The sequence below is a fragment of the Enterobacter sp. E1 genome (genome assembly GCF_016809815.1).
Lineage (GTDB): Bacteria > Pseudomonadota > Gammaproteobacteria > Enterobacterales > Enterobacteriaceae > Enterobacter > Enterobacter adelaidei.
Genome location: NZ_JAFBJM010000004.1, coordinates 164,081 through 187,506 on the forward strand (window position 1 = coordinate 164,081; position 23,426 = coordinate 187,506).

General features: G+C 49.9%; 21 protein-coding genes and 1 pseudogene. 10 read left to right on the plus strand and 12 right to left on the minus strand.

Annotation, left to right across the window (positions count from 1 at the left end; all coding sequences use genetic code 11):
• Positions 1-102: 102 nt before the first annotated feature.
• Both nifJ and ompC read left to right on the plus strand, forming a co-directional pair.
• On the plus strand, positions 103-3,627 hold the full coding sequence (gene nifJ, locus JGF26_RS12535) for a pyruvate:ferredoxin (flavodoxin) oxidoreductase (RefSeq protein ID WP_134708141.1): 3,525 nt from the start codon (positions 103-105) through the stop codon (positions 3,625-3,627).
• Between the two features lie 389 nt (positions 3,628-4,016).
• Positions 4,017-5,126 (plus strand): porin OmpC, encoded by a 1,110-nt coding sequence (gene ompC / locus JGF26_RS12540; protein WP_028018850.1) that lies wholly within the window; start codon positions 4,017-4,019, stop codon positions 5,124-5,126.
• A 290-nt stretch (positions 5,127-5,416) separates the two neighbouring features.
• Here ompC and JGF26_RS12545 read toward each other — a convergent pair whose 3' ends face one another.
• From JGF26_RS12545 to JGF26_RS12575, 7 genes are all read right to left on the minus strand, one after another.
• Positions 5,417-5,824: a GFA family protein gene (locus tag JGF26_RS12545; protein WP_134708140.1), complete on the minus strand. Its 408-nt coding sequence runs from the start codon at positions 5,822-5,824 to the stop codon at positions 5,417-5,419.
• Positions 5,825-5,827: 3 nt separating this feature from the next.
• Positions 5,828-6,025 carry a hypothetical protein gene (locus JGF26_RS12550; RefSeq protein WP_028018848.1) on the minus strand — a complete coding sequence of 66 codons (198 nt, stop codon included), beginning with the start codon at positions 6,023-6,025 and terminating at the stop codon, positions 5,828-5,830.
• Between the two features lie 91 nt (positions 6,026-6,116).
• A complete protein-coding gene (locus tag JGF26_RS12555; RefSeq protein ID WP_128347605.1) occupies positions 6,117-7,148 on the minus strand; it encodes a methyltransferase in 1,032 nt (343 codons plus the stop codon).
• A 267-nt stretch (positions 7,149-7,415) separates the two neighbouring features.
• Entirely contained in the window at positions 7,416-7,865 is a 450-nt protein-coding gene (locus JGF26_RS12560) for a hypothetical protein (RefSeq protein WP_134708139.1), read from the minus strand.
• Between the two features lie 125 nt (positions 7,866-7,990).
• Positions 7,991-8,539 carry a GNAT family protein gene (locus tag JGF26_RS12565; RefSeq protein ID WP_134708218.1) on the minus strand — a complete coding sequence of 183 codons (549 nt, stop codon included), beginning with the start codon at positions 8,537-8,539 and terminating at the stop codon, positions 7,991-7,993.
• Between the two features lie 10 nt (positions 8,540-8,549).
• Positions 8,550-9,005, minus strand: coding sequence for a VOC family protein (locus JGF26_RS12570; protein ID WP_108089799.1), 456 nt, complete (start codon positions 9,003-9,005; stop codon positions 8,550-8,552).
• A gap of 95 nt (positions 9,006-9,100) precedes the next feature.
• A complete protein-coding gene (locus JGF26_RS12575) occupies positions 9,101-9,445 on the minus strand; it encodes a DUF1294 domain-containing protein (RefSeq protein ID WP_134708138.1) in 345 nt (114 codons plus the stop codon).
• 262 nt (positions 9,446-9,707) lie between these two features.
• Here JGF26_RS12575 and JGF26_RS12580 point away from each other — a divergent pair, with 262 nt between their 5' ends.
• The 3 genes and pseudogenes from JGF26_RS12580 to ttcA all read left to right on the plus strand — a co-directional run bounded on the left by JGF26_RS12580 (position 9,708) and on the right by ttcA (position 11,299).
• Positions 9,708-9,992 carry a hypothetical protein gene (locus JGF26_RS12580; protein WP_108089798.1) on the plus strand — a complete coding sequence of 95 codons (285 nt, stop codon included), beginning with the start codon at positions 9,708-9,710 and terminating at the stop codon, positions 9,990-9,992.
• A 40-nt stretch (positions 9,993-10,032) separates the two neighbouring features.
• Positions 10,033-10,325 (plus strand): annotated as a pseudogene (locus JGF26_RS12585) (tyrosine-type recombinase/integrase); the annotation flags it as partial.
• 38 nt (positions 10,326-10,363) lie between these two features.
• Entirely contained in the window at positions 10,364-11,299 is a 936-nt protein-coding gene (gene ttcA, locus JGF26_RS12590) for a tRNA 2-thiocytidine(32) synthetase TtcA (RefSeq protein ID WP_028018842.1), read from the plus strand.
• 42 nt (positions 11,300-11,341) lie between these two features.
• Here ttcA and dbpA read toward each other — a convergent pair whose 3' ends face one another.
• From dbpA to zntB, 3 genes are all read right to left on the minus strand, one after another.
• Complete coding sequence (gene dbpA, locus JGF26_RS12595) at positions 11,342-12,715, minus strand: ATP-dependent RNA helicase DbpA (protein ID WP_134708137.1); 1,374 nt, start codon at positions 12,713-12,715, stop codon at positions 11,342-11,344.
• 27 nt (positions 12,716-12,742) lie between these two features.
• Entirely contained in the window at positions 12,743-12,913 is a 171-nt protein-coding gene (locus JGF26_RS12600; RefSeq protein WP_154231563.1) for a hypothetical protein, read from the minus strand.
• A gap of 272 nt (positions 12,914-13,185) precedes the next feature.
• The gene (gene zntB / locus JGF26_RS12605) at positions 13,186-14,169 is read right to left on the minus strand and encodes a zinc transporter ZntB (RefSeq protein ID WP_049006940.1); all 984 of its coding nucleotides are present in this window, start codon (positions 14,167-14,169) and stop codon (positions 13,186-13,188) included.
• A gap of 197 nt (positions 14,170-14,366) precedes the next feature.
• On the opposite strand from zntB, the gene JGF26_RS12610 reads away from it, so the two are divergent.
• Positions 14,367-15,497 (plus strand): membrane-associated sensor domain-containing protein, encoded by a 1,131-nt coding sequence (locus JGF26_RS12610; RefSeq protein ID WP_134708136.1) that lies wholly within the window; start codon positions 14,367-14,369, stop codon positions 15,495-15,497.
• A 33-nt stretch (positions 15,498-15,530) separates the two neighbouring features.
• Here JGF26_RS12610 and JGF26_RS12615 read toward each other — a convergent pair whose 3' ends face one another.
• Positions 15,531-16,685 carry a methyl-accepting chemotaxis protein gene (locus JGF26_RS12615; protein WP_134708135.1) on the minus strand — a complete coding sequence of 385 codons (1,155 nt, stop codon included), beginning with the start codon at positions 16,683-16,685 and terminating at the stop codon, positions 15,531-15,533.
• A 456-nt stretch (positions 16,686-17,141) separates the two neighbouring features.
• On the opposite strand from JGF26_RS12615, the gene JGF26_RS12620 reads away from it, so the two are divergent.
• From JGF26_RS12620 to JGF26_RS12635, 4 genes are all read left to right on the plus strand, one after another.
• Positions 17,142-19,271 (plus strand): EAL domain-containing protein, encoded by a 2,130-nt coding sequence (locus JGF26_RS12620; protein ID WP_028018837.1) that lies wholly within the window; start codon positions 17,142-17,144, stop codon positions 19,269-19,271.
• Between the two features lie 92 nt (positions 19,272-19,363).
• Positions 19,364-20,596, plus strand: a complete 1,233-nt coding sequence (locus JGF26_RS12625) for a sensor domain-containing diguanylate cyclase (protein ID WP_128347597.1) — start codon at positions 19,364-19,366, stop codon at positions 20,594-20,596.
• 74 nt (positions 20,597-20,670) lie between these two features.
• Positions 20,671-20,811, plus strand: a complete 141-nt coding sequence (locus tag JGF26_RS12630) for an Ecr family regulatory small membrane protein (protein WP_049006936.1) — start codon at positions 20,671-20,673, stop codon at positions 20,809-20,811.
• A 218-nt stretch (positions 20,812-21,029) separates the two neighbouring features.
• Complete coding sequence (locus tag JGF26_RS12635; RefSeq protein ID WP_028018835.1) at positions 21,030-21,593, plus strand: DJ-1/PfpI family protein; 564 nt, start codon at positions 21,030-21,032, stop codon at positions 21,591-21,593.
• Positions 21,594-21,652: 59 nt separating this feature from the next.
• Here the strand turns inward: JGF26_RS12635 and JGF26_RS12640 are convergent, their stop codons facing one another.
• A complete protein-coding gene (locus JGF26_RS12640) occupies positions 21,653-23,269 on the minus strand; it encodes a peptide ABC transporter substrate-binding protein (protein WP_129323459.1) in 1,617 nt (538 codons plus the stop codon).
• Between the last annotated feature and the right edge of the window lie 157 nt (positions 23,270-23,426).

Here is a 23,426-nt window from a genome sequence, read left to right on the forward strand (position 1 = left end):
AAATCGTCGAATCCCCTGTTTGCTAGACTAAAGAGATAATATTCAGGGCTTGTCGTCTAATGGCAGCCCCTCTATTTTTGCGCAATGTAAGGGTGTCGTCCTATGCAAACTATTGACGGTAATGGTGCAGTTGCCTCAGTCGCGTTTCGCACCAGCGAAGTTATCGCCATCTATCCGATCACGCCAAGTTCTACCATGGCTGAGCAGGCAGATGCCTGGGCGGGTAACGGATTAAAAAACGTCTGGGGCGATGTCCCAAGAGTGGTTGAAATGCAGTCTGAAGCCGGTGCGATTGCCACGGTACATGGTGCGCTTCAGACAGGCGCGCTCTCCACATCGTTTACCTCTTCTCAGGGATTGTTATTGATGATCCCGACGCTGTACAAGCTCGCCGGTCAACTCACCCCTTTCGTTCTGCATGTTGCGGCACGAACCATTGCCACCCACGCCCTTTCCATCTTCGGTGACCACTCCGACGTAATGGCCGTGCGCCAGACGGGCTGCGCGATGCTTTGTGCCAGCAGCGTACAGGAAGCACAAGACTTTGCCTTAATTTCGCATATCGCCACGCTGAAAAGTCGCGTCCCATTTATTCACTTCTTTGATGGTTTCCGCACCTCTCACGAAATCAACAAAATTGTCCCGCTGGCGGACGACACTATTCTGAATCTTCTGCCGCAGGCGGAAATCGATGCCCATCGCGCCCGCGCCCTTAACCCGGAGCATCCGGTGATCCGTGGGACATCCGCGAATCCAGATACCTATTTCCAGTCCCGTGAAGCCACGAACCCATGGTACAACGCGGTTTACGACTATGTTGAACAGGCGATGACTGATTTTGCCGCCGCAACCGGTCGAGAATACAAACCGTTCGAGTACTACGGCCACCCGCAGGCAGAACGCGTGATTGTGCTGATGGGATCCGCCATTGGAACCTGTGAAGAGGTGGTTGACGAGCTACTGACGCGCGGCGAAAAAGTTGGCGTGCTAAAAGTGCGTCTCTATCGTCCGTTCTCGGCTAAACATCTGCTTTCTGCTCTACCTGAAAGCGCGCGCGCTGTGGCGGTGCTCGACCGTACCAAAGAGCCCGGCGCACACGCGGAACCCCTGTATCTGGATGTCATGACCGCGCTGGCAGAAGCATTTAATAACGGCGAACGTGAAACGCTGCCGCGCGTGATCGGCGGCCGATATGGTTTGTCCTCCAAGGAGTTTGGACCGGACTGCGTGCTGGCGATATTTAACGAGTTAAATGAAGCGAAACCGAAGCCTCGCTTTACGGTCGGTATTTATGATGATGTGACTAACCTTTCCCTGGCTTTGCCAGAAAACACATTACCATCGAATGCCAAACTTGAGGCGCTGTTCTATGGTCTGGGCAGCGACGGCAGCGTCTCGGCGACCAAAAACAACATCAAAATCATCGGCAATTCTACCCCGTGGTATGCCCAGGGATATTTCGTCTATGACTCCAAAAAAGCAGGTGGTCTGACCGTTTCCCACCTGCGCGTGAGCGAACACCCCATCCGCTCGGCTTATCTTATTTCGCAGGCTGATTTTGTTGGCTGCCACCAGCTGCAGTTTATTGATAAATACCAGATGGCCGAGCGCCTGAAACCCGGCGGTATTTTCCTGCTGAATACGCCATATAGTGCAGACGAAGTCTGGGCGCGTCTGCCGCAGGAGGTACAGGCGGTCCTCAACCAGAAGAAAGCCCGTTTTTATGTGGTTAACGCTGCGAAAATTGCCCGCGAATGTGGTCTGGCCGCGCGTATTAATACCGTTATGCAAATGGCCTTTTTCCATCTGACCAACATCCTGCCTGGCGACAGCGCACTCATGGAACTGCAGGGCGCAATTGCCAAAAGCTACAGCAGCAAGGGGCAGGAACTGGTCGAACGCAACTGGCAGGCGCTGGCACTCGCTCGCGAATCTCTGTTTGAAGTAGCGCTGCAACCGGTAAATGCTGCAAGTCCAAATCGTCCTCCGGTGGTATCTGATGCGGCGCCTGATTTCGTCAAGACCGTGACGGCGGCAATGCTGGCCGGGCTGGGCGATGCCCTTCCCGTCTCTGCCCTGCCGCCAGATGGGACCTGGCCAATGGGGACCACGCGGTGGGAAAAACGCAACATCGCCGAAGAGATACCCATCTGGAAAGAAGATCTGTGTACCCAGTGCAATCACTGTGTAGCGGCATGCCCACATTCGGCCATTCGCGCCAAAGTGGTTTCCCCGGAAGCAATGGCGGATGCCCCGGCCAGCCTGCATTCTCTGGATGTGAAATCGCGTGATATGCGCGGACAGAAATACGTTCTGCAGGTCGCACCTGAAGATTGTACCGGTTGTAATCTGTGCGTTGAGGTGTGCCCGGCGAAAGACAGACAGGACCCGAATATCAAAGCCATCAATATGATGTCGCGTCTGGAGCACGTTGAAGAAGAAAAAGTAAACTATGACTTCTTCCTGAACTTACCGGAAATCGATCGCAGCAAGCTGGAACGTATTGATATTCGAACGTCGCAGCTCATCACGCCGTTATTCGAGTACTCCGGTGCCTGCTCTGGCTGCGGTGAAACGCCTTATATTAAGCTGCTGACTCAGCTCTACGGCGACCGGATGTTGATTGCCAATGCCACCGGCTGTTCATCTATCTACGGCGGTAACCTGCCCTCCACGCCGTACACCACCGACGCGAATGGTCGAGGCCCGGCATGGGCAAACTCATTGTTCGAAGATAATGCCGAATTTGGTCTCGGCTTCCGTCTGACCGTCGACCAGCATCGCGCTCGAGTGATGCGTTTGCTGGAACAGTTTGCCGGGCAGATCCCTGCTGAGCTCAATGAGGCACTACGCGCAGAAGCCACACCAGAAGTTCGTCGCGAGCAAGTTGCTGAGCTGCGGCATGCCCTTCAGGGGGTGGCAGGTGCAGAACAACTTCTGACTGACGCTGACGCCCTGGTTGAAAAATCGATCTGGCTGATTGGTGGTGACGGCTGGGCTTACGATATTGGTTTTGGCGGGCTGGATCACGTGTTGAGCCTGACTGAAAACGTCAACATTCTGGTTCTGGATACACAGTGTTATTCCAATACTGGCGGCCAGGCGTCGAAGGCTACGCCATTGGGCGCCGTTACAAAATTTGGTGAACACGGGAAACGTAAGGCGCGCAAAGATCTCGGTGTGAGCATGATGATGTACGGTCACGTTTACGTCGCGCAAATCTCGCTGGGTGCGCAACTTAACCAGACGGTGAAAGCCATTCAGGAGGCGGAAGCGTATCCAGGCCCGTCGTTGATTATTGCTTACAGCCCATGCGAAGAGCATGGCTACGACCTGGCACTCAGCCACGATCAGATGCGTCAGCTGACGGCTACTGGCTTCTGGCCTCTGTATCGGTTCGACCCGCGCCGTGCGGACGAGGGCAAGTTACCGCTGGCGCTGGATTCGCGTCCACCGTCAGATGCCCTGGCCGAAACGTTAATGCAGGAACAACGCTTCCGCCGCCTTAATGCGCAACAGCCTGAGGTAGCTGAACAGTTGTGGAAAGATGCCGCCGCAGACCTGCAAAAACGGTATGATTTCCTGGCTCAAATGGCAGGTAAAGCCGAAAAATCAACCAGCGATTAATCCTCCCGCCCGGTTAACCCGGGCATTTTTTTGCCATAAAAAAAGCCCGATGTAATCACATCGGGCCAATCCAGTTAATTAATAAATATCTATTTAGAAAACTAAATAGCATTCATTTAAATTATGGATAAATAATCTTAAAGGCATATAACAGCACAGAGACTAGCTTACTTAATCCCTTATTAATAATTTTTATTTTATATAATTCATCACGAATTATTCATGAAACCAATGATCATTTCCGTCGTTTTATTCAGTTTAGATTTTACTTAGTTCGTAACAATTATACTTTATTACTCTTACACTGGAGTGATTTAGCATGGGACAACTTTCTCATTCGGAAAGTTCAACAGGTAATTAAATAAAAACAACTGCAAAGGAATATCACAATGCAAAGAAAAGTACTGGCTCTGATGATTCCGGCTCTGTTAATGGCTGGTGCTGCGCATGCAGCAGAGATTTATAATAAAGACGGCAACAAATTAGATCTGTACGGAAAAGTAGATGGCCTGCACTATTTCTCCGACGATAAAGGCGCTGATGGCGATCAGACCTACATGCGTTTGGGTTTCAAAGGTGAAACACAAATCAACAACATGATGACCGGTTACGCACAGTGGGAATACAACATTCAGGCGAACAACACTGAAGGCTCAGATAACCAGTCCTGGACACGTCTGGCCTTCGCGGGTGTAAAAGTCGGTGACTACGGTTCCTTCGACTATGGCCGTAACTATGGTGTTCTGTATGACATTGAAGGCTGGACAGATATGCTGCCAGAGTTCGGTGGCGACTCCTACACCAAAGCTGACAACTTTATGACCGGTCGTGCGAACGGTGTAGCAACCTACCGTAACACCGACTTCTATGGTCTGGTACCGGGCCTGAACTTTGCTCTGCAGTATCAGGGTAAGAATGAAGACGCCAGCAACAACCAGGAAGGTACCAACAATGGCCGTGACACACGCCATGAAAACGGTGACGGCTTCGGTATCTCTACCACCTATGACTTTGGGATGGGGATCAGCGCAGGTGCGGCCTATACCTCTTCTGACCGTACCAACGAGCAGGTCATGAATACCACGGCTGGTGGTGACAAAGCCGATGCCTGGACTGCTGGTCTGAAATATGACGCCAATAATATCTACCTGGCGGCAATGTATTCTGAAACCCGTAACATGACGCCTTATGGTGATAATACCGACGCCGTGGCGAACAAAACTCAGAACTTCGAAATCACCGCGCAATACCAGTTCGACTTCGGTCTGCGTCCAACCCTGTCCTACCTGCAGTCTAAAGGTAAAGACCTGGGCAACGGCCAGGGCGATCAGGATCTGGTTAAATATGCTGAAGTAGGTGCGACCTATTATTTCAACAAAAACATGTCCACCTATGTTGATTATAAAATCAACCTGCTGGACGAAGATGAAAGTTTCTACAAGAACAACGGCATCGGTACCGATGATGTTGTTGCGTTAGGCCTGGTGTACCAGTTCTAATTGTCCGGGCCCGTAAAATTATGCGGGCCCATTTTTTTTGAACCACGTCACAAAATGGAGAGTTTCTGACGAACTGGTTGAGAGTAAGTTGAAAGAAAGCTGGTTACACTTACGGTTTAGCCCTTTCATCACTAAGGACAACAGCGTTGTTAAGTCGTGTATCCGTTGCAGTACTTACTCTTTTAGCGCTTCTGTGGATGGCGCTAATTTTTGATTTTGGTGATATCGTTGGTCACCTCAGCACTCTTCTGAACCACCTGGATGGCGGTTAGCCTTAATCCTGAAAACACTCATTTTTTGCGGAAAAAGAGATAGCCAAAAACCCCACTATCCCCGTCCATAGGATGGTTAACCCCGTCCATCACCGTAACCTCCGGGAAGTCGAACGGCGATACGTTTTCAAAACAGGCAACATTCACACCGTATTCGTTCGGGTTGGAACGCCGCTGATGGAACGTATAAATCCCGCATATTGAGCAGAAGAAATGCCGGGCCGTACCCGTGTTAAATCGGTACTCCGTGAGCTTATCCTCACCTTTGGTTACGGTAATCCCCGATAACGGCGCGGATACCGCCACAGCCCCCCGCATTCGGCAAAAAGAACAGCTGCAGCGCCGCGCAGTATTAAAGCCATCAGACAGTGCGACGGTAAATACCACCGCGCCACAATGGCACTGCGCATGACGAAGTTCACCCATCGGTTACACCCCTTTCCTCACAAGCGCAGCAGCCTTAACGAAAACCTCATCTTCAACGCCGTCTCCCTTCTGCCTGCCTAGCCTGACCAGCTCATTGACGATGCTATCGCGATCGATCGGTTTCTGCGCTGAAACCAGCCCAATGACGGCGGCACCGATCGCCAGCCCAACTAAACCTGTTTGTTCATCTTTGTTTTGCATATTCGAGCTCCCTTTTACAACAGAAAAGCGTAGCAGGAATATGTTAAAACGGAATGGTGTTCAACTGCTCTGTTAATACCATGAAAGCGGTTCAAACAGGTACGACTTCCAGTATCGACAGGTACGAGCGGGTGTTTATTATTGTATTTAACTTAAGATTCGCCTGTTCAAACAAGTTTTGATATTCAGATTTTGTCCTTGCCCGCCCTCCGTCAAAGCTTGTTAAAAGAAGCAGGTCAATCTCATACCGTCCCTGCTCATTATTTTCGTCTTTGATAAGGGGTTCAAAAACCAATAATCGTGAACGTTCTTTCATTGCCTTTCTGCAGCACTGCAGTATCTGAACGGCTTTCGCGTCTGGCCAATCCATCAAGATGTATTTAAGGAGATAAATATCCGCATCAGGACAGGTCTCAAAAAAGCTACCCTCTACCGTCCTCCACCGGCGATCGTCATTCAGCAAATGCAGTCGGTTCCGCGCAAGCACATCCTTTTGGTCAAAAAGGATCCCGGTTAGGCCAGGATTTCGACGTAAAACAGCCAGTAATAGATTCCCCAGTCCCCCGGCGATATCTGCAACGACGGCATGATGAGGGAACGCATAACAATCCACAATGACTTCATTTTCCACGGATGACATAGATGCCATACCGGCATGAAAAATATTGCTGCCCGTAACCGTGTCATCATGCTGCCAGTATTCGTAAAAAGGCTTACCAAACAATTCATTGAAAACAGGTTTGCCTTGTAATATTTCATCCATTCTGGACGCTGGCTGCCAGAAAGTGGGATCGGTCAGCATAAGTACCGCTGCACGCAAGGAAAATTCATACTCAGAACAAAGGAATTTTGCTGAATGGCTAAGACTGTATTCGTCTTCAGTTAATTCGTTGAACACCCCACGGGAGGATAATAATCGCATGATCCTATGCAGATAGTCGCGATCGACATTAAGCTCCAGGGCCAGTTGCTTAATTGATTTTTTCCCTTCGATCAGATGGTCCGCGACGCCTAACACCGCAACTGCCCTAAGTGCTGCCTGCCAGACAAAACCCATACTTTGCTCTAATAAACACATCCCTTCTTTACGGCTGAGTGAATCCAGACTATTAAGCTGTGTCATATTCTGCTCCTTAACCAGTACAGACGTGTTGAACAACTAAAAAGCTGTTAGCAAGCGTAAGACTGGAAGTGAGCTTTATCCATCATGAAAAGAATATTTAGCAAAGTTAACTCATACAATTTCGTATCGCTTTAAGTACAGAATTTTCAATACGTAAAAAAACAAGTCCACTTATCATTTTTTGGAATAATAAAATAATGAAATTATTATAGAGAAAATAATTGTTGATGCTTGCTAAAACCCCGTAAAAAGACGGGATTTCAGTATTTAGAATCTGGGAGTCAGTCCGTATTTTGGTGTTTTAATATTTGCCGCCCATATCTTTATGTCGTTTTGAAGCAGTATGGTGAAATCAGACTTAAGATGCGTCACCATGCCATTAACACTATCAGCATCAATCACAGAAAAATGTTCAATTTTGCTCAGGCCCACCTGAACACAGTGATATTGTGCAGGCAGTGCTTTGCCATTGACGTTAAGCTCTTTCCTGTCTCCACCACATTGTCCTTCAGAAATATAGGACACCAGTAGATTGGCAGACCGCCGCTCCGGTTGGGATATACTCACCATGACAGGAAAACCCTCTGAAGTTTGTGTCATGTCATAAAGAACGGCATTTTTTATATACCATGTATTATATTCCCGCTCCTGAAACGCGGACCAGGCAGGTGCAGCAATGAATGCCAGCATCGCCAGTGTAATAGATTGAATTTTCATGGGATGTTGTCTTATGTGTTGTTGCACTTATTATTCAGATTGTGCAAAAAACAGCAAGCCATTGAGAATAAACCTACTACTATTAGCGGTGCCGGTGTCTGTATTGAGAAACTTTTGACGCTCTGTTAATGCCGGAGGTGTTCCTCTTTCAGCAAGGCATAACAATATTCATCACCCCATTCTCCCTTAAAAAAGATGTTCTGCCGATAATGGGCTTCCCGTCGAAAATGGAGTTTTTGCAAAAGGCTTGCAGCGCGAATATTGCGTGTATCCACAACGGCGATAAGCCGGTGCTTGTTATAGTGCGTAAATAGCAGAGTGATTATGGCATTGATAGCTTCCCGGGCATAACCCTGATTCTGATATTTCACATCAAAGGTCATACCCAGTTCAGCCTGCCTGCCCTCGTCAAAAAAATGAACACCAATATCCCCAATCACAGCCCCGTCCATTTGCCGTTCAACGATAATCTGGTACCACGTGTCATCGCAGTTAAACGCAAGGGTGTTCTGCTGAGCATATAATTTCTCCGCATCCTGCATCGTAAAACGATCCCAGCTCTGAAAACGGGCCACCTCAGGCTGGTTGCGGTAGCACGAAATTTCCGGCAAATCGGCGGATGCCAGTGGACGCAGTAACAAACGCGAGGTTTGTAATGGCAATCTGTATTCCATTATTTCTCTCTTATCTCCCGTTATCTTTGTTTTCTGGATGAGCCGTTCGGATTGCTTCAAGCCCAACGCGCTGACCGAAAGACAGTTCTAACGTGTTACCGTCAGGGTCGGCAAAAAATACATAGTAACCGACGGGATCCCCCAGCTCTTCCGGCGCTTTTCTTAACACACCTTCAGCCCTTGCCATCTCCGTTTTCCTGTCGAGTTCTTCACGGGTGGCGCAGGCAATGCCCAGATGACCAAAGTTACCCAGCGGTGTATCGGTTACGTTATCCGCCTGTACCAGCACCAGGGCGAAAGGACGGGTATGGTCGCTTAACCACGCCACTTTACGGGCATCAGGAATATCGGGTTCACGGGAGTGAATAATCTCCATACCTGCGTAACGACGATAGAAAGCAATGCTCTTTTCAAGATCCCTGACCATGAACGCGACATGTGTAAAACCGACATCAATATCTTTCATTTTAAGATGTTACTCCTTTATCAACCTGTGGCAGGCATCTTAAAAGCTCAAGTTAACTTGATGTCAACAGGCATTTCACCCGCCCCTGCCGACGCTCATGAAGAGATAAAAGGAGAGAAATGGTAGGCCGCCGCCATCACGGTGATGCTGACGATAACGCTGATAAAAAAGTACGTTTTGAATGGCTGCTTTTGGGTTTTATGGCGAAAGAGTTGTTGCCCCAAAATGGCCCCAGGCCAGCCCCCTGTCACACCAAATACCAGCAACGTCGCTTCCGGAACCCTGCGCATACCTTTACGCGCCGCCATTTTATCTGCGCCATACATGACCATCGTCAGCAAATTGATCAGCAGCAACCACATCACCACTGGATACGAGGTAAGAATGCTGCCGACCGCAGCGAGGATCAGAAGTAAATAACAAAAACGATTGAGAGTCATAGTACAAGCCAGTGGATGTTAAGCGATTTTGAAGAAGCATTATACGCGATATCACGCATGTATCAGGCTCAGGCTATTTATCTTTTGTCATTCGGAGTTGCATTGACCAGCCAATAACTTTGCGCGAGAACAGGTCAACACAGCCAGCCTTTGTGGGTTCGGGTGTAAAGTTCAGAATACCATTTAGAGCAACGTAAACCATGAGCTAGCTAAACACGTTGCTTATGTGTAAAAAGGGGGATTCATTCAGCAGGTGTTCATCGTGAAATACATTCGGCTAATTTTAAAGCTCATAACAGCATCACTTTATGTGTTCCTGGTTGTTTTTGGCTCTGGATTTGTAGGTTCCAGTACAACCAATGCAATTAACCTTGAAACACTTAACCTAAATTATTCATTAATTGCAAAGGACTCGGCAGTATACGCAATCTGCGCAACTGGTGCGGCATTGGTTGTTCCACCTGCCCTATATTTCATCCAGCATTATGTCTGGCCAGTGTTGAAGTTTATCGGCTTGAAGATTCGCTACTTCTTCCATGGATACTAAAAGTCTCGCCACTGGCGAAGCGATCTGCTAGAGCCTGCGATTCGTTTTCATACCCCGGATGCGCAAGGGAGAACAGAAAGCCTACTACTCTTTATCAAGTATCGGCGCCAGATTTAACGCTGCTGTAAAACGTGCTGGCATTCGCCGTCGGAATCCGTACCATACGCGGCATACTTTTGCCTGCTGGCTTTTATCTGTCAGCGCTAACCGTCTTTCATAGCCAGCCAGATGGGGCATGAAAACGCGCAAATGGTTTATGAAGTCTACGGTGCGTGGATTGAAGAAATGAATGGCGAACAGGTGCTGATGCTTAACGATAAGCTCGCACGCTGAAAAATTTTTGCCCCTATTGGCTCCGAAGGTAGTAATACATGCAAGAAAATCAAGCAAATACAAAGAAAGAGCAATACAACCTGAACAAACTGCAAAAGCGACTACGCCGTAACGTGGGCGAGGCCATTGCAGACTTCAACATGATTGAAGACGGTGACCGTATTATGGTTTGCCTGTCAGGGGGTAAAGACAGCTACACCATGCTGGAGATCCTGCGTAATCTTCAGCAAAGCGCGCCGGTGAAGTTTTCCCTGGTGGCGGTCAACCTTGACCAGAAACAGCCGGGCTTCCCGGAGCACATTCTGCCGGAATATCTGGAGAAGCTGGGCGTTGAGTACAAAATCGTTGAAGAAAACACCTACGGTATTGTGAAAGAGAAGATCCCGGAAGGGAAAACCACCTGCTCTCTCTGCTCCCGTCTGCGCCGCGGCATTCTGTATCGCACCGCAACGGAACTGGGCGCAACCAAAATTGCGCTGGGCCATCACCGCGACGATATCCTGCAGACACTGTTCCTGAACATGTTCTACGGCGGCAAGATGAAAGGCATGCCACCAAAACTGATGAGCGATGACGGCAAGCACATTGTCATCCGCCCTCTTGCCTACTGCCGCGAGAAGGATATTGAGCGTTTCTCTCAGGCCAAAGAATTCCCGATTATTCCATGTAACCTCTGTGGCTCTCAGCCTAACCTGCAGCGCCAGGTGATTGGCGACATGCTGCGTGACTGGGACAAACGTTATCCGGGTCGCATCGAAACCATGTTCAGCGCGATGCAAAACGTTGTGCCGTCCCACCTTGCGGATGTTGAGCTGTTCGACTTCAAAGGTATCAACCACGAATCAGACGTGGTGAATGGCGGCGATCTGGCGTTTGATCGGGAAGAGATCCCTATGCAGCCTGCTGGCTGGCAGCCAGAAGAAGATGACAATCAGTTCGAAGAACTGCGTCTGAACGTACTCGAAGTGAAATAAAATGATAGCGTCTCAGAAAGAGATTCTGAGACGCTATATCCTTTACTTCAGCAGACGAACGCGGCAGGTTTTCCCTTTAATTTTCCCGTTTTGCAGCTGTTTCCAGGCCTTATGAGCAACCGCCTGGCGAACCGCCACATAAACATGTGACGGATGCACTGCAATCTTACCGATATCCGCCCCATCCAGACCCACATCTCCGGTCAGCGCACCTAATACATCACCTGGACGCATCTTGGCTTTTTTACCGCCATCAATGCACAGCGTCGCCATTTCAGCCTCCAGCGGTACGTGGCTGACACCGGCTGGTGGGGTCATCCAGTTCAGCTTAATCTGCAGCATTTCTGAGAGAATATTGGCGCGTTGCGCCTCTTCCGGCGCACAGAAGCTGATCGCAAGGCCGCTGTTTCCTGCTCGCGCCGTACGGCCGATACGATGGACGTGGACTTCAGGATCCCACGCCAGCTCATAGTTCACCACCAGCTCAAGCGATTTGATATCCAGACCCCGCGCCGCCACGTCGGTCGCAACCAGTACACGGGCGCTGCCGTTGGCAAAACGGACCAGCGTCTGATCGCGATCGCGCTGCTCCAGATCGCCATGCAGCGACAATGCACTCTGCCCCGCCGCATTTAGCGCATCGCAGACCGACTGGCAGTCTTTTTTGGTATTACAGAACACCACGCAGGATGCAGGCTGATGCTGGCTCAGCAATTTCTGCAGGAGAGGGATTTTTCCCTGCTGCGAAGTTTCAAAGAACTGCTGTTCAATGGCTGGCAGGGCGTCAATACTGTCGATTTCAATAGTAAGCGGATTTTTCTGCACGCGGCCGCTGATGGCGGCGATGGCTTCCGGCCATGTGGCAGAGAACAACAGCGTCTGGCGATCGGATGGTGCAAAACGGATCACCTCGTCAATCGCATCGCTGAAGCCCATATCCAGCATCCTGTCTGCCTCATCCATCACCAGCGTTTGTAACGCATCCAGCGAAACGGTGCCTTTTTGCAGGTGGTCCAGCAGGCGACCTGGCGTCGCGACAATAATGTGCGGCGCATGCTGGAGCGAATCACGCTGTGCACCGAAAGGCTGTCCGCCGCAGAGGGTTAAAATTTTGGTATTTGGCAGGAAACGCGCAAGGCGACGCAGTTCACCCGCGACCTGGTCTGCCAGTTCACGGGTGGGACATAACACCAGAGACTGGGTCTGAAACATCGCGGCATCAATATGTTGCAACAGGCCAAGACCGAATGCCGCCGTTTTCCCACTGCCCGTTTTCGCCTGTACGCGTACATCACGGCCCTCAAGAATAGCGGGCAGTGCCGCCGCCTGAACCGGCGTCATCGTGAGGTAACCCAACTCGTTGAGGTTGTCGAGTTGGGCGGCGGGCAGAACATTCAGGGTAGAAAAAGCAGTCACAATAATCTCTCGTGGTCATCTTCGCAGTCAGATGGCGCGTATCCTCGCAGATCTCGCGGTTTGATGCGACATTTTAATCGGTTCTTCATCTGGCGGCGGGTCGGGCATCGGCTGAGGACGCGGGATGGGATCGGGCATCGGTACGGGATCGTTGGGGGTTGGGCCGGTCGGAATGGACTGTAACAATGGCATGCTCATATTTCCCTCCAGGTTTAGGCGTACTCTTCTTAGGGTAGACGCTGGGAAACAGGAGGCAAAAAAAAGCCGACTATGAAGTCGGCGTCGTACGAATCAATTGTGCTATGCAGTAATTCAAAAAAGGAAGTAAGACAATATGGAGCGCAACGCCCATCGCTTGACGTTGCATTCACCTGCGGGAGTAATATTGCACCTTACGGGGTAGATGTTTATTGACTTCGCTCAATTAAAAGAGCGTTTTGAACCGCGTAAAACGTGAAAAAAACGTAAATTTACAGCCATTTACTGCGATGTAACCACCATGCAACACCACCAATCACAACAACTAACATGACGCAAAAAGCGGTAAAGCCGTAGCGATAGGCATTCCCCGGAATTCCCCCCAGGTTCACACCAAACAAGCCGGTCAGAAACGTGCTGGGCAAAAATACCATCGCCATCAGGGACATTGTATAGGTTCTTCTCGCCAGGGATTCCTGCATCACCTGGGCGATTTCGTCTGCCATCACTGCCGTTCTGGCGATACAGGAATCAATTTCGTCCAGCCCGCGGCCCAGCCGGTCGGCGATATCCTGCATTCTGCGTCGCTGATCGTCATTCATCCAGGTCAGTCTTTCGCTTGCCAGACGGGCATATACGTCACGCTGGGGCGTCATATAACGACGCATAACGATCAACTGCTTACGCAATAACGCCAGAAATCCACGCGGTGGAATCTGCTGATCGAGCAAGTTATCTTCCAGGTCGATGATTTTATCGTGCAGTTCTTCGATAAACTCGCTCGCATGATCGGTAAGGGCGTCGCAGACGTCCACCAGCCAACTGCCACAGTCGATCGGCCCGGTACCTTCTTTCAGATCGTTAACAATGTCATCCAGCGCCAGGACTTTACGCTGACGGGTGGAAACAATCAGACCATCATCCATATAGACGCGCATCGCAACCAGCTGATCGGGACGTTCATCCGTGCTGCCATTAATGCAGCGCAGGGTAATCAACGTTCCGTCTCCCATTCTGCTCACGCGAGGTCGCAGGCTTTCTCCCGCCAGCGCATCGCGCACATTGTTAGGCAAGAGCGGCGTCGAAGCCAGCCAGTCAGCGCTGTCCGGATGGGTGTAGTTCAGGTGTAGCCAGCAAGGATGCTCGTTATCAATGACATCGCTATCCTCCAGCGGTCGGGCACCGCCGCGCCCATCCAGCACCCACGCAAAAACTGCGTCAGGAACGTTAAGTTCAGATCCTTTAATGCTCTCCACTGCGCCTCCGCCTTTTAAGCTCTTTCGATGTCAGTCTAGCTTTCATCAGGGGTTAAGCAACAACTATATGCGGCATCGCGCTGAAATCGCTCAGGAATTGAGCGTATTGCAACAGGTTCCTGTAGACAGTCGCAGGCAAATCATTAGAGTTAAAGAAATGCTGCTAGATTGATCTAAAAATATGCTGGGGTAAGTGCGTGACCATAAAAAAGAACTGCGTCGCATTCGATTTGCGCCTTGCAGAAATGCGCGCAATCGCGATAAAAACCAGCATGACCTGGTTCCTGTGGGTGAACATATTGTTTTCGCTGTTCATCCTGGGGAGACGTTATTTTGCTCCAATTGGGGTGTTAACACCTTCCCTTCATCCAGCAGGATTGATGGAAGGCATGGTGGTTATCATTCTTACCCTCTCGGCAGGCGTACTCTTTATACTGCGAATGGCACCGCTGCAAAACGCTCCCTGGCTCAGAAGCCTGGCCAGAGGCGTTGTTGTCGGATTAAGCCTCTGCTGGGCGACGTGCTTTTACGTATTAATCACCAGTGAAGATATTCGGATCATCTTCCCGTTCGCTGCACTCCTACTGTTTGCGTCGCTCATTTCCCTCTATTTCGACCCCAGAGTGCTATTAAGTTTTATCATCCCTGTGTGGGTGACCATTCTGGTTACCACACTGTTTCACCCCACTCAGCTCACCGTCCTGAGCGCGCTGCAATGGGTCTTACTGGCAGGCTTAATTGAATCCGGGAGACGGATCCTTAACCGCTGGTTTATTCTTGCGCTGCAACGTGAACAAGAAAACGCCGATCTTATTCATCAGCTAGGTCTGCTCGCCAGCAAAGATCCGCTGACCGGGTTAGCCAACCGTCGAAGTTTTGAAGCGCGTATGGATCAGGAAATTGCCAGCCATCAGCAGGATGGGAAAGGATTTGGATTGATTATGCTGGATGTCGATCATTTTAAACTCTACAACGACCATTACGGGCATCAACAAGGGGATCGCTGTCTGATCATGATTGCGGGTGTACTTGAATCTGCGAGCCGTGAAAACGAAGGCATTGTAGGCCGGGTGGGTGGCGAAGAGTTTATGGTATTACTCCCCGAGGCCGATGTCAGCACGGTGCGATCAACTGCTGAACGCATTTCCCGCATGCTGGAAAGCCAGGCATTCGCGCACGCCCTCTCCCCAGTCAATCCTCACGTAACGGTGAGTCAGGGATTAACGCTCTGGACACAGGGGCAATCGCCCCAATCGGTCATTGGCTGTGCGGATAAAGCCCTGTATATGGCGAAGCTGCAGGGACGTAATCGCTGGGTAGAAGCATAAAAAAAGCCCGGCGTACCAGGCTTTTTTGTTCCGTCACAGGGAGTGACCGGGTCGCGGGTGGAACGACAAATTGCCCGCATGTGATGAGAACGTGATGTCTGCCTCATCGCTATTATTAAGCCGGAAGTTACGTGTGCGCGTCTGCAGTTCAATCACCTGATTACGCAACACATCAGATGAACCATTGAGTTCCTCAGCCATCGCCACATTGCTTTGCGTGACCCGTTCAAGCTCGGACAACGCCAGAGTGATCTGAGAAATGCCTTTCTCCTGCTCTGATGTGGACGTGGAAATCTCGTCCATCAACCGGCTAACTTTTCCCGACCCCGCCACGATCTCATGCATATTCTTTTCTGCCTGAGACACAACGGTGACACCCTGAGTGACGTTAGTGCTGGTGACTTCAATCAGCGCTTTGATATTTTTCGCGGCCTCCGCGCTGCGGTGTGCGAGGTTTCTTACCTCTTCCGCAACCACCGAGAAGCCTTTTCCATGATCTCCCGCCCTCGCCGCCTCGACGGCCGCATTAAGCGCCAGAATATTCGTCTGGAACGCAATACCATCGATGAGCGAGATGATTTCTGTCATCTGCTGTGCGCATTCGGTAATGGATTGCATATTAGTCGCGACCTGCCCCATCAGCTCTCCTCCCTTGCGAGCCTGTAACGTCGCCACATTCGCCTGTTCGCTCGCCAGCCGGGTGTTATCGGCATTATTTTTAGTGCTCGCGGCCATCTGTTCCATGCTGGCCGCAGTTTGCACCAGAGATGCAGACTGTTGCTCCGTTTTCACCGAGAGCTGCGCACTTCGGGAAGAGAGTTGATCCGATAACGTCATGGCGGTTTGCGACGATGCCCTGATCTCCCGGACAAGCGTGGCAATGTTGCTGGAGAGGCTATTAATCCCGGGGATTAATCTGCCTGCACAGTTATTACCAAACTCAGGAATAGATACGCCAAGATTGCCTGCGGTCACTTCTTCAATACTTTTTTTCACAGTATTGATCGGTGTCACAAGATACTTTGTCATGTAGCCCCAAAGTAAAAATAGCGCAACGAAATTTAATAAATTAAGTGAAACGAAAAGCGAGACATTGCTGGAAAATAGAACAACAACACCTGCATTAACCAAAAAAAGACAAAAAAGGAACCAGACAATGAAGGTTCTGACACTAATATTTCTTAGCATGATTATACCCACGTTTTATATTTTGGTCGGCATTTAGACTTATAGCATCGGCTCTGAACTTTGTCCTCACAAACACCGTCGGTTTTTTGTTTTACCGTTAGCTGCCTGAGATTTAGCTTAAGTCAGTTAAAAAGAGTGTATTAGTAAAAATGTTCTGCGTGGCATGCTGCGATACTGGTCTCCTGCCACGTTAAGCGATACCATCCCCTGCGGTGAGAGGTTGTTTTTACCCTCATATTTAAGGAGCTTTGCTATAGTTATTCCTGTTTGTTTAGCAATGCTAAATAGATTAATAAATGGAATATATTTTATATCCCTTACTATTTTTAGAGTTTTAATATGACTGGCCATTTTTCACGATAAATAACTAATATTGTTTAATGCGCATGTTCGTTGCCAGATAGAGATGTGCCCGGCAGGCGAAATCGGTAGCCCTCTCAGGAGTGGGATTGCATAATGCTCAATATATCGTGGGACCCTGTACTCATCGCCATCTCTTATCTGGTGGCTTTTATCGCCTCCTTTGTCGCTCTGGACAGTGCCGGGAAAATCCCCCTTTCCAGCCGCAAGGCGGCAATGTTCTGGCGCATTGCCGGAGGCGTCACGCTGGGCATCGGGATTTGGTCAATGCACTTCATCGGCATGCTGTCGATGCAAATGCCAATGATGATGAGCTACGACCTTTGGTTAACACTTGCGTCTCTTGGTGCGGCAGTTGTTGCGTCGTCCGTGGCCATTAATATTGCCGTCACCGGCAAAAAACTTTCTCCCTTTCGACTGTTCTTCGCCACGGTGATCCTGAGTGCGGGCGTGGTGTCTATGCACTACATCGGTATGGCCGCATTGATGCTGGACGGCAGCATCGTCTGGGATCGGCGTATTGTGGGTTTATCTGTGCTGATTGCCGTTGTTGCTTCCGGCGTTGCCCTGTGGCTGGCTTTCCGACTGCGCGATATTCACAAAGGGGTTTTTGTCAGTCGCATTCTTGCAGCCTTTATTATGGGCGCCGCCATCTGTGCGATGCACTATACCGGTATGAGTGCCGCGCATTTTCATGAAATGTCACATACCCTCCCCGGTGGGATCAGCGAGCTGGGATTGTCTATCTGGGTTTCGGTCACTACGCTCACCCTGCTCGGCGTAATGCTTATTATCTCGCTTGTAGATTCTCACTGGCGCACCAATCGCCTGACGGAAAATCTTCGACAACTCAACCGCCAGTTAGAGCTACAGGCTCGCTTTGATGCACTCACTGGGCTCGCCAACCGCCACCAGATGGATATTCGCATGCAGGACTGTCTGCGCAGCGCGTTGCTCAGCAACAAGCAATTTGCCGTGATTTTCCTGAATGTCGATCACTTCAAACGCGTCAACGATACCTGGGGTCACAATGTCGGTGATGAGTTGTTAATCACGCTTGCACAACGCATCACGGCCCGACTCACGCGTGAGATGACCCTGGCCAGACTAGGAGGGGATGCCTTTATCTTACTGGTTCCAGAATGCGACGACGACAAACTCAATGCGCTGCTCGCTACGTTACTCGGGGATATGCGTCGTCCTCTTTCAATCTGTGGACACACATTAAGTACAACCGTCAGCGCGGGGGTTAGCCTCTACCCACAGGATGGAGAAACGTTGCATGAACTTAAACTGAAGGCGGATGCGGCTTTACATCACGTTAAAGAGGATGGCCGTAATGGCTGGGCTATTTACCGGACTGAAATGTCGACGGCGGTTCCGGCTAAACCTGGCTTTTTACAGGAACTCACCCAGGCACTTGAACGCGATCAGTTTGAACTTTGGTACCAACCAACCTGGCATGCCGAAGAGAAAACGATTCACGGTTTTGAAGCGCTTCTCCGCTGGCGCCATCCTGAGCAAGGGGTGTTGCTGCCTAATCTGTTCTTACCCTCGCTGGAACAAACAGGTTTAATTATTCCGGTTGGCAACTGGGCAATTGAAGCAGCATGCCGACAGCTTCATTTCTGGACTGAACAAGGTTTTAGCCAGTGGACGTTGTCATTCAACTTATCCCCTGTTCAGTTCGAACAGCCAGACATCTTCTATATCGTATCGTCGATGCTGGAAAAATATAACCTGTCTCCTTCCCGGCTGATCCTCGAGGTGACTGAGAGTACCGCGCTTAAAAATCTCGACCGCAGTATCGAGTTACTCAATGCGTTTACTCAAGCGGGGATCACCGTCTCGATTGATGATTTCGGGACTGGCTATTCAAACCTGCTGATGTTGAGCGTTCTTCCGGCAAAAGAGCTCAAAATTGATAAAAGTTTTGTGATGTCGATGCTGGAAAATGAAAAAAGCCGCAAGCTGGTGGAAACCATTATCAACATTGCGCGGACCATGGAGATGAATGTGGTTGCAGAAGGGATCGAAACAGAAGAGCAGCAAGCGGTACTGACCAGCCTCGGCTGCGATTATCTGCAGGGGTTCCTTTTTTCCCGTCCTTTACCTGCCGAACAGGTGCCGTGGCTGCTGTTGCAGAAGAACTCAGACAAACAAATTATACCAATTGGTAAAATTCATTCAGAACACGTATTTATTTCACAAAAAAATCATGCCTGACGAGTTTAAGTAGAGTATGTTTCAAAAGAGTACACACGAGTCAATCCGATCATGATTGTCAGGCACAATGTGCCGATGAACAGGAAATACCTATGTCGCAAAATGGTTTTGATGCGCTGAATGTAATTAAAACACCCGTGTGGCTTATTTCAGCTGTTTCGGAACAGATCATTTTTGCAAATGTGGCCGCAGCTCAGGTAATGGGTGACAAAACACTGAATGATTTACGCAAAGGAATTTATTCCGCGAGTGCGCAAACTGTGCTGTCGATGTACGTTTCTGAACTCAAAACGGAGCAGGAGATCGTCGAAATCTGGACCATTAAGCGGGATGGACAAGATGCTCCACTGAGCTGTCGACTCTCGCTGGCCCACTACGCACCCTATGGTGATGTGATTGTTTTCGAAGGGATCTCTTCGCAAATCGTCTCCGGGCTGAAAGCCAGCCGTTCTGCAACCTACCGGCGCAAAAAACAGGGGTTTTACGCACGCTTTTTCCTGACCAACAGCGCACCGATGCTGTTAATCGATCCTGCCCGCGATGGCCAAATCGTCGATGCAAACCTGGCTGCACTCAATTTTTATGGTTATTCACATGATGAAATGTGCAGTAAACATACCTGGGAAATAAATACTCTTGGAAGAGATGTTATACCCATTATGACCGAAATTGCCGCACTGCCCGGTGGTCATAAACCTCTCAACTTTGTTCACCGTCTTGCCGATGGTTCCACTCGTCATGTTCAGACGTATGCCGGGCCTCTTGAGATTTACGGTGACAAGCTCATGCTGTGCATCATCCACGATATCACCGAGCAAAAAAGGCTGGAGCAAGAGCTGGAACACGCTGCCTCGCGTGACGCCATGACGGGTCTGCTCAATCGTCGGCAGTTTTACACCCTTATCGATCAAACCAGCCAGAATCATCTTCCCGCGCAACAGCAATTTAGCCTGCTGCTAGTGGATACCGATCATTTTAAAAACATTAACGATCTCTTTGGTCATCTGAAAGGTGATGAAGTACTTATCGCCCTCTCCCGAACGCTGGAAGCCTGTGGCCGGAAAGATGATCTGGTGTTCCGCTGGGGTGGTGAAGAGTTCGTCATCCTGCTGCCGCGTACATCCCTCGAAACCGCTTTGCTGATTGCCGAATCGATCCGCTCTGCTGTTTCCCGCATCACTATCCCGGGCTTACCTCGGTTTACCGTCAGCATTGGCGTGGCGCGACATACCCCGGGTGAGAGTATTGATGACCTGTTTAAGCGTGTGGACGATGCGCTTTATCGCGCCAAAAATGATGGACGCAACAAGGTCCTTGCAGCGTGAAACTGGAGTATCCAGGAAAGCCCCGTTACAATGCCCACCTCGTATAAACCGAATAGCGGTGGGTAACGTCTTCAATGAGTAAAACAGAAATAATACTCACCTTAATTATTCTGAGCCTTATTATATTTGGTTTCTGGTTTATTTTTAGCGGTGAAATCTGGTACCTGGTAGAATTTCTGGAAAACAGCCTCTACCCCACTTTCGATACGCCATAACACACGTTTAATTTATTGTTTCACCTACCGAATTTGTTAGCTACCTGAATCCCTTAACGCCACGTAAAATACGCGGCGTTATCATCCAGTAACGTTGATAACGAATCACTAAATCATTTGCTTATGTTGCCCGTTCTCTGACGGGCTTTTTTTATTTCCGGCATTTCAGCCATACCAGGCTATATCTTAATCATCTTTATTCGCAGAGGTGAGGAATGATGAGCAAGAAGATCCTGATGCTGGTTGGCGATTACGCCGAAGATTACGAAACGATGGTGCCCTTTCAGGCTTTACAGATGATTGGTCACCAGGTTGATGCTGTCTGCCCCGATAAATCAAAGGGCGATTATGTCATGACGGCGATCCATGATTTTGACGGTGCCCAGACCTATAGCGAGAAACCCGGTCACCGTTTTACGCTCAATGCCGACTTTTCCGCAGTAAAAGAGCAGGACTACGACGCACTGCTTATCCCCGGCGGGAGAGCCCCCGAATATCTGCGGTTAAATGATGACGTGCTGAAGCTGGTACAGGCATTCGACGCCGCGCGTAAACCGATTGCCGCCGTGTGTCACGGCCCGCAATTGCTTGCTGCCGCAGGCATTCTGAAAGGACGTACCTGTAGCGCCTACCCGGCCTGTGCCCCTGAAGTCCGTCTCAGCGGCGGACACTACGCGAATATTGGCATCGATCAGGCACATGTGGACGGCAATCTGGTTACTGCTCCCGCCTGGCCTGCACATCCCCAGTGGCTGGCAAAATTTAATGCATTGTTAGAATAGTGCGGTAAGTAAAAACTGGCGCAGCTTAGCGCCAGTTTCGCTTAGGTGATGGCTATACGTCAGTGCTTCTCAATATACATCGTACGGCTATACGCCACGTCTTCCGGGTTATTGATAGGATACCCTTTCACCCAGGGCTTAATCAGGCGACCATTGGTGTACTGGTAAATTGGCGCAATGGGGGCTTTCTCCATGAGGATTTTCTCCGCCATGTTGTAGTCTGCGTTACGCGCTTTCGCCGTCGTTTCCAGCGTCGCCTGGTGAACAATTTTATCGTAAGCCGGATCGTTAAAACGCGAAATATTACCGGTATGAGTTGACGTCAGCAGCGACAGGAACGTCGAGGGTTCGTTGTAATCACCGACCCATGAGGCGCGGATTACGTCAAAATTGCCGGTGTTGCGGCTATCAATGTAGGTTTTCCACTCCTGGTTTTGCAGTTTGACATCCACACCAAGATTTTTCTTCCACATGGACGCCACCGCAATGGCGATTTTCTGGTGGTTTTCGGATGTGTTATACAGCAGGTTCAATTTCAGCGGGCGCTGAGGACCGTAACCCGCAGCCTGCAGCAAGGTTTTTGCCTGAGCATTCAGCTCCTGCTGTGACATCTGCTCAAACGGTGAAGACTCTGGGGTAAAGCCCGCCGTCACGTCTGGGGTAAAATGCCATGCTGGCTTCTCACCGGTCCCTAATACCTTTTCCGCCATAATGCGGCGATCGATGGTCATACTCAGCGCCAGACGAACGCGGGCATCCGCTGTCGGACCTTTTTGCGTGTTAAACGCGTAATAATAGGTACCCAGTTGAGGCGGGGTATAAACTTGCCCCGGAATATCCTTCAGGAGTTTCTGATACATGTTTTTCGGGAACGATTCGGTAATATCAATATCTCCCGCCAGATAGCGTTTGGTGGCAGACGACTCCTGATTGATTGGAATGAACGTCACTTTTTGCAGGACAGTTTTTGCATTGTCCCAGTAATGCGTATTTGGAACGACAACCAGTTTTTCATTTACCACGCGGTCGTTAAGAACGTATGCGCCATTTCCAACCAGAGCTCCTGGACGCGTCCATTCCTTACCACTTTCAACGTTGGCTTTTTGCACCGGATAGAACGCAAAGCTTGCCGTCAGGTTGCTAAACCACGGCAGCGGTTTGTCCAGTTGAACGCGTAACGTTCTGTCATCGACCGCCGTCACGCCCAGCGTATCAGGTGCCGCTTTACCATCAATAATCGCTTGCGCGTTGTTGATACCTGCCAGTGCGGCAAACCAGGCAAACGGAGACGTGGTTTTCGGGTCGACCAGACGCTGCCAGCTGTAGACAAAATCCTTCGCGGTGACCGGGGAACCGTCAGACCACCTGGCGTTATCACGCAGGGTGAACGTCCAGATACGGTTATCGTTACTCTGCCAGCGCGTCGCTACCCCGGGAGTTAATTCCCCTTTCTCATTCTGATTAACCAGTCCTTCGAAGAGATCGCGAATCACCTGAATCTCTGGCAACCCCACCGCTTTTGCCGGATCGAGCGAGGCAGGCTCATCTTTAATATGTCTGACCAGCTCCTGTTGTTGCGCCAGTACCGTGCCCTGTGGCACATCAGCAGCGTACGAGAGTGTTGAGAGTCCGCACAGACATAGTGCAGCACAAAGACGCGAGACAGGATGCTTCATACGATCCCCTTTAATGAATTCAGATAACAAGCAGATGCGTAATTATTTGTTTCGAAAAAGAGAAATGCAAATACCTTCGCCCGGAAAAGTGATTTGCGGCAATTCTCAACCGATAAGGAAACTATTTGATTAACAGCGAATTTTGCACAACACTGCC